Source organism: Sphingopyxis sp. YF1 (genome assembly GCF_022701295.1).
Taxonomy (GTDB): Bacteria; Pseudomonadota; Alphaproteobacteria; order Sphingomonadales; family Sphingomonadaceae; genus Sphingopyxis.
On record NZ_CP033204.1, the window covers coordinates 3668834 to 3680860 of the forward strand.

At 67.9% G+C, this 12027-nt stretch carries 11 protein-coding genes; 6 read left to right on the top strand and 5 right to left on the bottom strand.

The window, feature by feature from the left end; translation table 11 throughout:
- Positions 1 to 116: 116 nt before the first annotated feature.
- The 4 genes from EAO27_RS17665 to EAO27_RS17680 all read right to left on the bottom strand — a co-directional run bounded on the left by EAO27_RS17665 (position 117) and on the right by EAO27_RS17680 (position 4000).
- Complete coding sequence (locus EAO27_RS17665; RefSeq protein WP_242772526.1) at positions 117 to 890, bottom strand: SDR family NAD(P)-dependent oxidoreductase; 774 nt, start codon at positions 888 to 890, stop codon at positions 117 to 119.
- Positions 887 to 2383, bottom strand: a complete 1497-nt coding sequence (locus tag EAO27_RS17670) for an AMP nucleosidase (protein WP_242772529.1) — start codon at positions 2381 to 2383, stop codon at positions 887 to 889. The genes EAO27_RS17665 and EAO27_RS17670 overlap by 4 nt, the downstream gene beginning before the upstream one ends.
- Before the next feature lie 195 nt (positions 2384 to 2578).
- The gene (locus EAO27_RS17675; protein ID WP_242772545.1) at positions 2579 to 3061 is read right to left on the bottom strand and encodes a peroxiredoxin; all 483 of its coding nucleotides are present in this window, start codon (positions 3059 to 3061) and stop codon (positions 2579 to 2581) included.
- Positions 3062 to 3196: 135 nt separating this feature from the next.
- Positions 3197 to 4000, bottom strand: a complete 804-nt coding sequence (locus EAO27_RS17680) for an SDR family oxidoreductase (RefSeq protein ID WP_242772548.1) — start codon at positions 3998 to 4000, stop codon at positions 3197 to 3199.
- A gap of 129 nt (positions 4001 to 4129) precedes the next feature.
- Between EAO27_RS17680 and EAO27_RS17685 the strand changes: the two genes are divergently transcribed.
- From EAO27_RS17685 to EAO27_RS17700, 4 genes are all read left to right on the top strand, one after another.
- Positions 4130 to 4825: an energy transducer TonB gene (locus EAO27_RS17685; protein WP_242772553.1), complete on the top strand. Its 696-nt coding sequence runs from the start codon at positions 4130 to 4132 to the stop codon at positions 4823 to 4825.
- A 99-nt stretch (positions 4826 to 4924) separates the two neighbouring features.
- A complete protein-coding gene (locus EAO27_RS17690; protein ID WP_242772556.1) occupies positions 4925 to 5176 on the top strand; it encodes a hypothetical protein in 252 nt (83 codons plus the stop codon).
- Positions 5177 to 5290: 114 nt separating this feature from the next.
- Positions 5291 to 8026 (top strand): preprotein translocase subunit SecA, encoded by a 2736-nt coding sequence (gene secA, locus EAO27_RS17695; RefSeq protein WP_242772559.1) that lies wholly within the window; start codon positions 5291 to 5293, stop codon positions 8024 to 8026.
- A gap of 2 nt (positions 8027 to 8028) precedes the next feature.
- Entirely contained in the window at positions 8029 to 8370 is a 342-nt protein-coding gene (locus EAO27_RS17700; protein ID WP_242780638.1) for a LysR family transcriptional regulator, read from the top strand.
- Between the two features lie 635 nt (positions 8371 to 9005).
- Here EAO27_RS17700 and EAO27_RS17705 read toward each other — a convergent pair.
- Entirely contained in the window at positions 9006 to 9440 is a 435-nt protein-coding gene (locus EAO27_RS17705) for a hypothetical protein (RefSeq protein WP_242772562.1), read from the bottom strand.
- A gap of 77 nt (positions 9441 to 9517) precedes the next feature.
- Between EAO27_RS17705 and EAO27_RS17710 the strand changes: the two genes are divergently transcribed.
- Together EAO27_RS17710 and EAO27_RS17715 are read left to right on the top strand one after the other, a co-directional pair.
- Complete coding sequence (locus EAO27_RS17710; protein WP_242772565.1) at positions 9518 to 10252, top strand: sulfite exporter TauE/SafE family protein; 735 nt, start codon at positions 9518 to 9520, stop codon at positions 10250 to 10252.
- A 312-nt stretch (positions 10253 to 10564) separates the two neighbouring features.
- A complete protein-coding gene (locus tag EAO27_RS17715; protein ID WP_242772568.1) occupies positions 10565 to 11962 on the top strand; it encodes a circularly permuted type 2 ATP-grasp protein in 1398 nt (465 codons plus the stop codon).
- Positions 11963 to 12027: the final 65 nt, after the last annotated feature.

Consider the following 12027-nt stretch of genomic DNA (forward strand, 5'->3'; position numbering starts at 1 on the left):
AGCGATGGGGAGGAGGCGCCCGCCTGCCGCCTTGCAGGCGCTTCTTCTGATCCGGATCCCAATCCGGAAAGGCGGAAACGCGCCGAACGTCCGCTCGCCGGTCCCGACGACGCCGCCTATGCGTTGCGTGCCGTCAGCCCGCCGTCGACGGGGATCACCGCGCCGGTGATATAGCTGGCGGCGGGGAGGACGAGGCCGAGCGTGACATGCGCGACCTCCTCGGGTTCGCCGTAGCGGCGGAGCGCGGTGCGGCGCTTGGCAAAAATGGCCTTGTCCTCTTCGGGCACCTTGTCGGTCATCCCGGTACGGATCGGGCCGGGGCAGATGCAGTTGACCGTGATGCCGTCGCGCCCGAGATCGACCGCGAGGCCGCGCGTCAGCCCGGTGACGCCCGTCTTGGCCGCGACATAGGGCGTGTCGCCGGGCGTCGCGCCGAGGCCCTCGGTCGAGGCGATGTTGACGATGCGCGGCGCATCGCTTTGCCGCAGCCAGGGCAGCGCGGCGCGCACCATGCGCTGGTGCGCGGTGAGCATCACCGCGATCGCGCGGTGCCAGATCGCCTCATATTCGTCGCCCGCGTCGAGCGGGGCAAAGCTGGAGACGCCGGCGTTGTTGATCAGGATGTCGATGCCGCCGAAGGTGGCCGCGATCTCGGCGACCACCGCCTTGATCGCTTCGCCGTCGGCGACGTCGAGCGCAAAGGCCTGCGCGTTCGGCCCGGCCTCGGCGACGACCGCTTCGCACGCGGCGCGATCGAGGTCGGTGACCGCGACCTTCGCGCCCTCGCTCGCGAGCAGCAGCGCGGTGGCGCGGCCCATGCCGCTCGCCGCGCCGGTGACGATCGCGACGCGGCCGGCCACCGAGCGCGAGCGGTTCGGGGCATCGCTCAACGGAACGGCGGCTCGTTGAACGCGCGGAGTTTGCGGCTGTGCAGCTTGGCGCCTTCGTCGCGCATCGTCTCGCACGCGCGGATGCCGATCTGGAGGTGCGCGGCGATCGCTTCCTCGTAGAAGCGGTTCGCCTGCCCGGGCAGCTTGAGTTCGCCGTGGAGCGGCTTGTCGCTGACGCAGAGCAGGGTGCCGTAGGGCACGCGGAAGCGATAGCCCTGCGCGGCGATCGTCGCCGATTCCATGTCGATGCCGATCGCGCGCGACTGCGAGAAGCGCAGCGCCGAATCGGTGTAGCGCAGTTCCCAGTTGCGGTCGTCGGTGGTGACGACGGTGCCGGTGCGCATGCGCTTCTTGAGGTCGGCGCCGCTGGTGCCCGACACCGCCTCGGCGGCGCTCGCGAGCGCGAGCTGGACTTCGGCGATCGCGGGGATCGGAATTTCGGGAGGCAGGACGCTGTCGAGGATATGGTCGTCGCGCAGATAGGCGTGCGCGAGCACATAGTCGCCGATGCGCTGGCTGGGCCGCAGCCCGCCGCAGTGGCCGATCATCAGCCACGCCTCGGGCCGCAGCACCGCGAGATGGTCGCAGATCGTCTTGGCGTTGGCGGGGCCGACCCCGATGTTGACGAGCGTGATGCCCGCGCCGTCGGGGGCGATCAGGTGATAGGCGGGCATCTGGTGCCGGCGCCAGGCGCTGTCGGCGACGAGCGCGCTGGCGTTGACGCCGGGCTGGTCGACGTACAGCCCCGCGGCGCCCGCGAGCGCGGTGTAGCGGCCCTGGCCGACCTGCGCGCCCGCCCAGGCGACGAATTCGTCGACGTAGCGATGATAGTTGGTGAAGAGGATGTAGCGCTGGAAATGCTCGGGCGCGGTGCCGGTGTAGTGGCGGAGGCGCGCGAGGGAGAAGTCGGTGCGCAGCGCGTCGAACAGCGCGAGCGGCTGCGGCTTGGCCGGGTCCATGCCGAACAGCCCGTCGGCGAGCTCGTCGCCGATATCGGCGAGTTCGGTGGTCGGGAAATGGCGCGCGAGTTCGAGCGGGGTGATGCGGCCCATGTCCGACCCGTCGCTGGCGTCGAGCACGTAGGGGAAGGGAATCTGTTGCCCGGTGCGCGTCACCGACAGGGTAACGTCATAGTGGCGGACGAGCAGGGTGAGCTGGTCGCGCAGGTAATCGGCGAACAGGTCGGGACGCGTCACGGTGGTGACGAACTCGCCGCCGCGTTCGAAGCGGCCGAAGGAGAGGTTGTGCCCGTCCTGTCCTGCGCGCAGCTCGCCGCTGGTGGTGAGGCGGATCGCGGGATAGTCGAACAGCCCCGTCGCGGCGGCGTCGGCGGGGGGCAATGTCCCGTCGCGGACATAGGCGGCGATCGCCGATTTGAGGTTGCCCACCGCGGCGCGGAACCTGTCCTGAAGCTCGGCGATGATCGCGTCGACGCGCTCGGCGACTTCGGGGGCGGCGGTGTCGGGGGTCTGGTGCGATGAGGTCGATGTCATCGCGGCGTTCTTGCACGAAATTGTGACAGATGGGAAGGGGCCGGACATGATCCTCCCTTTCGCGCAGCGATGGGGAGGGGGACCACCGCGAAGCGGTGGTGGAGGGGCCGCAACGTCGGCGTCAAAGCCCCTCCGTCAGCGGCTCCGCCGCTGCCACCTCCCCACGCCTGCGGCGCAGGGAGGATTGTATCGCCGTTACAGCTGTTCGAGCATATGGTCGGCGCTCGACACCTTGAATTCGCCGGGGGCTTCGACGTTGAGCTGTTCGACGACGCCGTCGTTGACGATCATCGAGAAACGCTGACCGCGCTTGCCCATGCCGAACGCCTTGCCGTCCATCGTCAGGCCCACCGCTTCAGCGAAATCGCCATTACCGTCGGCGAGCATCGTCACCGCGCCGCCGGCCTGCGCATTCTTGCCCCACGCGCCCATCACAAAGGCGTCGTTGACCGCGGTGCAGACGATCTCGTCGACGCCCTTGGCCTTGAGTTCGTCGGCCTTGTCGACGAAGCCCGGCAGGTGCTTGGCCGAGCAGGTCGGGGTGAAGGCGCCGGGGACCGAGAAGAGTGCGACCTTGCGGCCCTTGAAATAATCGGCGGTGCTGACCTGTTCGGGACCGCTTTCGGTCACCTTGACCAGCGTGGTCTCGGGCAGCTTGTCTCCGGTCTGGATCGTCATCTCGGCATCCTTTCATTGGGGGGATTGGTCGGGGCGTGACATTGGGTGCGCGCGGGCGCGAGTCAAGGATGACGACACGGCGGCACGGAATTTCAACGCCGCGGCAAGGCCATGGATGCCGCGCCGACCGGAGGGTCAGTGCCCCGCGGTGCCGAGCCCGTCGATCTTTTTGGACTGGCGCGCGATCAGCCCCGGGAACCAGCGCGCGATGCGCGACAGGCGGCGCGCCATCTTGCCGACGGGGACATGGACGCTTGTCCCGTGCACCGCGCCCCACGCCGCGCGCGCGACATCGTCGACCGGCGAGATTTCGAAGCCGCTGGCCGACAGGCGGTTGCGCGCGGGTTCGTTGCTGTCGGCGCTGACCTGGTCGAGCAGCGGCGTGTCGATGAAACCGGGCATCAGCGAGCGGACCTTGATGCCATGTTTGGAAAATTCGATTTCGAGCGCCTCGGTCAGGCCGCGCACCGCGAATTTGGTCGCCGAATAGACCGCAAGCCCCGCGACGCCGTAGAAGCCCGAGGCCGACCCCGTGTTGAGGATCGTCGATCCCGGGGTCGCCCTGAGCAGCGGCAGCGCGCAATAGATGCCGTTGACGACGCCGCCGAAATTGATCGCGATCAGCCGGTCGGCTTCTTCGGGCGCCATGTCCATATATTGCCCGCCCGACCCGATGCCGGCGTTGTTGAACAGCACGTCGAGCCGTCCGCCGCTTTCCTTTGCGAAATCGGCGAGCGCGGCGGTCCACTGGTCGCGGTCGCGCACGTCCATGACGTGGCGCGAGGCGGCGCCGTCGGGGAGCAGCGCCGCGGTCTCGTCGATCCCGGCCCGATTGACGTCGGCGATGCCGACGAACCAGCCCTGGCCTGCGAAGTGGCGCGCGGTCGCGCGGCCGATGCCCGAACCGCCGCCGGTGATGAAGATCGCCTTGCGCGCCATTGACCTCTCCCTCCTTACATGATTGTCAATTGGATGCGGCAAAGCCGCGGCGTGCGTCAAGCGGCAATCGTGCTTGGCAGCGCGCGGCGTGACTGGCAGTCAGGACGCAGTCCAACGGGGAGGGTGAAGATGCTGCTGGCAGTGAACGGGTTCATCGCGATGGCCGCGCTGGGCATGGCGCCGGACGGACAGGTGCCCCCGGTCCCGCCGCCGCCAGTCATCCTGCGGCCCCCCGCTCCGCCGCCGATGGCGCCGAAGCGGGTCGGACTGGAGGCGCCTGGCCATCCGGTCGGCAATCCGGGGCAATGGGTGACCAGCGACGATTATCCGGTGCTGGCGATGCGCGAGCGGCGCGAAGGCACGACGGGCTTTCGCCTGACCTATGATGCGAGCGGAACGCCGACCCGCTGCGATGTGACGTCGAGCAGCGGGCACGAGGACCTCGATGGCCGGACCTGCGACCTGGCGATGGAGCGCGCGCGTTTCCGGCCCGGCACCAACGCGGCGGGCGACGCGGTCGGCGGGACCTACAGCAACCGCGTGCGCTGGACGATGCCGGGGCCCTTTCCCAATCGCTTCGCCGACGGCGCGATCAGCCTCGAATTCATACTCGGCGCCGACGGCGAGCCGCGCGGTTGCAAGGTCGAGACATTCGGCGATCCCGGCGGCCTGCCCTTTCGCGGCGAGGATGCGTGCACGAGCGTTCCGCGGTTCGAACCCTTCCGCAACGCCGACGGGACGGCGGTCGAGCGGCGCGTCCGGCTGGACATGTCGGTCAGCGTGACCGATACCGGACCGGCCGCACCGCGCAAGCCGTCCCCCTAGACGCCGCGCCGCTTTCACCCTATGTTCAGCCTCCGGCATGCTATATATCGCGCGCCGGACGAAAAGAGGGGCATTTCTTTGCGTTTATTGTTGACCCTGTTGGCCTTGATCACCGGGCTCGCCGGCGCGGACCGCGCCATGGCGGCTCCGGCGGCGCCGGTCGCCATGGGGTCGCTGCTCCTGCTCGCCGAAACGGGCGGGCAGGCGGAGGCCAATGACGCCGACCGGCGCCCCGCGGCGGCGACGCAGACCCGCCGCACCACCACCGCACCTCCCGGCCGCAAGCCGCGCAAGACCGCGCCGCCGCACCTGCCCGGCCTCCTCATCGGTAGCGACCGCGCGCTCGAATAGCCGCTGACGGCGGGGCGCCGACCGCGCCCGCACCCCAGGATTTCCGGCCTGCATGCGCAGGACCCGGCGACCGTCATACGGTCTCACCCCATCATGTTTTCAAGGAAAATCCCTATGTTCGGCAGCATTGCCAAGAGCCTGTTCGGCTCGTCCAACGAGCGTTACGTCAACTCGATCCGCAAGATTGTTGAAAAGATCAACGCCTTCGAGCCGACGCTGCAGGCGCTCGACGACGACGCGCTGCGGGCGCAGACGCAGCTGTTCCGCGACCGGCTCGCCGCCGGCGAGACGCTCGACCAGATCCTGCCCGAAGCCTTTGCCACGGTGCGCGAGGCCGCGATCCGCACGCTCGGGATGCGCCATTTCGACGTCCAGATGATCGGCGGCATCGTGCTCCACCGCGGCGAGATCGCCGAGATGGCGACGGGCGAGGGCAAGACGCTGATGGCAACGCTCCCCGTCTATCTCAACGCGCTCGAGGGCAAGGGCGTGCACGTCGTCACGGTGAACGACTATCTCGCCCGCCGCGACGCCGAGTGGATGGACCAGGTTTACAGCTTCCTCGGCCTGACGACGGGAATCATCGTCCCCAACCTCACCGAGACGCAGCGCCGCGAGGCCTATAACTGCGACATCACCTATGCGACGAACAACGAGCTGGGTTTCGACTATCTGCGCGACAATATGAAGTTCGACCGCGAGCAGATGGTGCACCGCGAATTCAACTTCGGCATCGTCGACGAGGTCGATTCGATCCTGATCGACGAGGCGCGCACGCCGCTGATCATCTCGGGCCCGACCGACGACAAGTCCGAGCTCTATATCCGCGTCAACGAAGTGGTGCTCCAGCTCGTCGACGAGGATTATGAGAAGGACGAGAAGCAGAAGTCGATCAGCCTCACCGAGGACGGCACCGAGCATGTCGAGCGGCTGCTCGAGGCCGCGGGGCTGCTCCAGGGCAACAACCTCTACGACATCGAGAACACGCAGGTCGTCCATCACGTCAACCAGGCGCTGAAGGCGATCCAGATGTTCCGGATCGACACCGACTATATCGTCAAGGACGGCAAGGTCGTGATCATCGACGAATTCACCGGCCGCATGATGGACGGGCGCCGCTGGTCGGACGGGCTGCACCAGGCGGTCGAGGCGAAGGAAGGCGTCAACATCGAGCCCGAGAACCAGACGCTCGCCTCGATCACCTTCCAGAATTATTTCCGCATGTATCCCAAGCTTTCCGGGATGACCGGCACCGCGGCGACCGAGGCGGCCGAATTCTTCGACATCTACAAGATGAACTGCGTCACCATCCCGACCAACCGCCCGATCGCGCGCAAGGACGACGAGGACGAATTCTACAAGAATATCACCGACAAGTTCGGCGCGATCGCCAAGACGATCCGCGAGGCGCAGGAGCGCGGCCAGCCGGTGCTGGTCGGCACGGTGTCGATCGAGAAGTCCGAGCTGCTCTCCTCCTTCCTCGAAAAGGAAAATGTCGCGCACAGCGTCCTCAACGCGCGCTTCCACGAGAGCGAGGCGCATATCGTCGCGCAGGCGGGCCGCGCGGGCGCGGTGACGATCGCGACGAACATGGCGGGCCGCGGCACCGACATCAAGCTGGGCGGGAACGAGGATTTCCGCATCGACGACGAGCTGAAGGACATGCCCGAAGGCCCCGAGCGCGACGCCGCGGTCGCGCGCATCAAGGCCGAGGTCGCCGCCGAGCGCGAGGCGGTGAAGGCCGCCGGCGGGCTGTTCGTGCTCGCCACCGAGCGCCACGAAAGCCGCCGCATCGACAACCAGCTGCGCGGCCGTTCGGGGCGCCAGGGCGACCCCGGCCTCAGCAAATTCTACCTCTGCCTCGACGACGACCTGCTGCGCATCTTCGGCCCCGACACGCTCTTTTCCAAGATGATGAACAAGAATCTGGAGGATGGCGAGGCGATCGGGTCGAAGTGGCTGTCGAAGGCGATCGAGACCGCGCAGAAAAAGGTCGAGGCGCGCAACTACGACATCCGCAAGCAGGTCGTCGAATATGACAACGTCATGAACGACCAGCGCAAGGTCATCTACGAACAGCGCGGCGAGATCATCGACAGCGAGACCGTCGACGAGGTGATGGCGGCGATGCGCGCCGAGACGGTGAATGCGATCGTCGCCGACGCGTGCCCCCCGGGCAGCTATCCCGAACAGTGGAACATCGAGCAGATGAAGGAGCGCGTCGCGAACATCCTCGACCTTGCGCCGCCGATCGACGACTGGATGCAGGAGGATGCGGTCGACCCCGAAATCTTCGAGGAGCGCATCCAGCAGGCGGCCGACGCGGTCGTCGCCGAAAAGTCGGCGCAGGTCGACGCGGAGACATGGCGCGGGATCGAGAAGTCGGTGCTGCTCCAGACGCTCGACCATCACTGGAAAGAGCATCTCTCGACGCTCGACGCGCTTCGGCAGGCGATCTTCCTGCGTGCCTATGCGCAGAAACAGCCGATCAACGAATATAAGCAGGAAGCCTTTGCGCTGTTCGAACGCATGCTGTCGAACATCCGCGAGGATGTGACGCGTACTGTCGCACGGCTCGATTTCCGGTTCCAGGAACCCGAGCCGATGCCGCTGCCCGACCTGCCCGATTTCCTGACGACGCACATCGATCCCTTCACCGGCGACGACAACAGCGCCGACGTCGACGGCGGGTCGCTGGGCGTGATCGCCAACACGCTGCCGCCGATGCAGGCGCCGCGTCCCGACCTGCCGCAGGGCGAAAACCCCTATGCGGAGCTCGAGATCAGCCGCAACTCGCCGTGCCCGTGCGGATCGGGACGCAAGTACAAGCACTGCCACGGCGCGCTGTGACGATGGACGCGGGGCGGATCGAGCTTCGGCTGCGCATCCGCCCCGGCGACGCCATCGCGATGGGGCCGGGCAAGGCCGACCTGCTCGAAGCGATCGACGCGCATGGATCGATCTCGGCCGCCGCGCGGGCGATCGGCATGAGTTATCGCCGCGCCTGGCTGCTGGTCGAGGAAATGAACGCCTGTTTCGCCGCGCCGCTGGTCGAGACGCGGCCGGGAGCGGGTGCGCAACTCGGCGATACGACGCGCGTGGTGCTGGCGGCCTATCGCAAGGCGGAAGCCGCGGCGAAGGAGGCGGCGATGCGCGAGCTGGCGATGGTCGGAGCGATGCTGAAGGCAGAGTGAGGATTTCGGGGGAACAGACGTTTCCATTGTCGTCACCCCAGGTTGAACACGGGATGGCGAGTGGCCGCTAACAACCGGGAGCGGGCATCGGAAATCCTCCCTGTGGCCGCAGGCCATGGGGAGGGGGACCGCTCGCGCAGCGATGCGGTGGAGGGGCCGAAAGGCCCTGCGACGCCTGACGGCGTCGGCCCCTCCGTCAGCGGCTGACGCCGCTGCCACCTCCCCATCGCTGCGCGACAGGGAGGAGCGGGGTCGCTTCGACGGCTACGGGCCTGTCTTTCATCGTCACCCCGGACTTGATCCGGGGTCCATGACTTCGACGCTGCTATGGATCCCGGATCAAGTCCGGGATGACGAAGGCAGGCGGGAACGTCCGCTCCCCACCCCATTTCCGCCGTTCGCTGTCGAACTGGACCGAATGACCGCTAACGACCGGAAGCGGCCATTCTTCTCCCCTCCCGCTTGCGGGAGGGGTGGGGGTGGGCCGCGGCGTCGCGATGGCCCACCCCGCTGCGGCTAGCCAGCAAGCTGGCAAGCCTCGCTGCCCCTCCCGCACGCGGGAGGGGAAACCGGTTCGTCGCTCAATCCGCAGCTCCCCACCCCAAAGCCGACATCGGCCCCAGAGTGACAGATCGCTACGGCGCCCGCACCACCAGCGCGCGGACGCTCGCGGTTTCGCCCTTGGTCAGCGCCAGATCATAGTCCCCGGCCACAAGGTCGAACCACACGATCTTGCGGATGCCCGAACAGGCGGGGCCGTGGCCGTGGTCGACCGATGCGAGCGTCCGGCCGTTCGCGATGAGGTCGATCCAGACCTTGCCGTCGGCGGCGACGCCGTAGCGACCCGCGCTGGCGATATGCAGGCTGCGCGTCACGGCGCCCTCTGTCATCGCGAGGGTCACCGCGCGGCCGGGCGCCAGCGGTCCGGCCGCGTCGCCGTCGGCCGCGGCCCAGGGCGCGAGCGGCGTTCCGCCGAGATCGGCGGGGGCGGGGCAGGCGGCGGGATCGGCGGCCGCGGCCGGCGCGGCGGCACCCGCGAGCAGGGCAAGGAGGGCGAGGCGAAGCGGCATGGCGGGCGGGTCTCCTGCGGACTGGCAAAGCTATATTTCCGTGTATATGGCTTTGCGGCGCAGGCAAGGGGATGATCATGGCGGGGCTGGCATTCGCGTTTCTGGTGACCGCATTGCTCTATGCCGCAGTGGGCTTCGGCGGCGGGTCTACCTATACCGCGCTGCTGATCCTCGGCGGGATCGCGGTCGGGCTTGTCCCGGCGATCAGCCTCGCGTGCAACGTCATCGTCGTGAGCGGCGGTACGATCCGCTTCGCGCGGTCGGGCGCGATGCCGTGGGCGAAGGCGCTGCCGCTGATCGCCGTCGCGGCGCCGCTTGCCTTCCTCGGCGGGCTGACCCCGGTGAAGCAGGGCGCGCTCGTGATGCTGCTCGGCGGTTCGCTGCTCGCCTCGGCGATCGCGCTGCTCGTCCAGCCGCAGGCGGCGAAACCCGTCAACCTGCCGCCGAAGCTGCTGCTGCCGATCGCGGCGGGGCTCGGCTATCTCGCCGGGGTCGTCGGCATCGGCGGCGGCATCTTCCTTGCCCCGATCCTCCACCTCGTCCGCTGGGCCGAGGCGCGCGCGGTCGCGGCGACCGCGAGCCTGTTCATCCTCGTCAACAGCCTGTTCGGGCTGACCGGGCAGCTGATCAAGGGGCAGGGCGGCGCGATGGTCGCGGCGGTGGCCGACCACTGGCCGCTGCTGGTCGCGGTGCTGGTCGGCGGCGCGATCGGGACCCAGATCGCGGTGAAGACCGGGCCGGCGGTGCTGATCCGGCGGCTGACCGCGCTGCTCGTCGGGTTCGTGGCGGTGCGCTTGCTGTTCGGCTTTTGAACGATCCTCCCTGCGGCCGCTGGCCATGGGGAGGTGGCAGCGCGAAGCGCTGACGGAGGGACGATGGCGCGACGTCGCTGCGCCTCCACCAAGCGTCGCATGGCGCCCCTCCCCATGGCTTCGCCACAGCGAGGATATTGGTTTCAGAGCCATCTTGTCTTCCGGCGCGGCGGTGCTAGCATCGCCTTCACAAGTCTGACGGCCGCGTAGCCGGCAGGCGCGCAGCAGCTGGAACGATCGGGCGCCGCGACCCTCGCGGCGGTTTGGGCATGTTGCGTGGAAAGGACAGGCTCCATTAGCTTCTTCGACGAGATGCAGGGCCAGGGGGGTGACATTCGGGCACCCTATCGGGAATTTTGCGAGTGGTTCGACGCGGAGGAGCCGGCGCGCATCCACCGCAAGGCTCAGCAGGCCGAAGCCTTTTTCCGCACCACCGGGATCACCTTTGCCGTCTATGGCCAGGACGAGGCCGACGAGCGGCTGATCCCCTTCGACGTCGTGCCGCGGATCATCGCGGCGAGCGAGTGGCGACGGCTGTCGCGCGGCATCGAACAGCGCGTGCGCGCGCTCAACGCCTTTCTCCACGACATCTACCACCGCCAGGAAATCCTCCGCGCCGGCCGCGTGCCCACCGAACTGATCGCGCGCAACGAGGCGTTCCTGCCGATGATGATGGGCATGGATCCGCCCGGCGGCGTCTATACGCACATCAGCGGCATCGACATCGTGCGCACCGGCGCCAATGAATTCTACGTGCTCGAGGACAATGCCCGCACCCCGTCGGGCGTGTCCTACATGCTCGAAAATCGCGAAACGATGCTCCAGATGTTCCCCGAGCTGTTCGCGAAGGTGCCGGTGCGCGAGGTCGGCGACTATCCGATCAACCTGCTGCGCTCGCTCTCGGCCTGCGCGCCGCCGGCCTGCCAGGGCACCCCGACCGTCGCGGTGCTGACCCCCGGCATCCACAACAGCGCCTATTTCGAGCACAGCTTCCTCGCCGACCAGATGGGCGCCGAACTGGTCGAGGGGCACGATCTGCGCGTCGTCGGCGGGCGCGTCGCGATGCGCACGACGCAGGGGTACCGGCCGATCGACGTTCTCTATCGCCGCGTCGACGACGATTTCCTCGATCCGCTTAATTTCCGGCCCGATTCGGTGCTCGGCGTGCCCGGCATCTGGGACGTCTATCGCGCCGGCGGCATCACCATCGCCAACGCGCCGGGCACCGGCATCGCCGACGACAAGGCGCTCTACAGCTACATGCCCGACATCATCGAATTCTATACGGGCGAAAAGGCGCTGCTCCCCAATGTGCCGACGTGGCGCTGTTCGGATCCCGAACATCTGAAGGAGGTGCTCGACCGCCTGCCCGAACTGGTGGTCAAGGAAGTGCACGGATCGGGCGGCTACGGCATGCTCGTCGGCCCCGCCGCGAACCGCAAGGAGATCGCGGCGTTCCGCAAGAAGCTGGAGGGCAATCCCGCCAACTATATCGCGCAGCCGACGCTGTCGCTGTCGACGGTGCCGATCTTCACGCGCCACGGCCTTGCGCCGCGCCACGTCGACCTGCGCCCCTTCGTCCTGATGTCGCCGCAGGGCATCACCATCACCCCCGGCGGGCTGACCCGCGTCGCGATGACCAAGGGCTCGCTGGTGGTCAATTCGAGCCAGGGCGGCGGAACCAAGGACACCTGGGTGCTGGAGGATTGATGGTGATCATCCTCCGTTTCCGTCATTGCGAGCGAAGCGAAGCAATCGAGGGCGGTTCACACCCA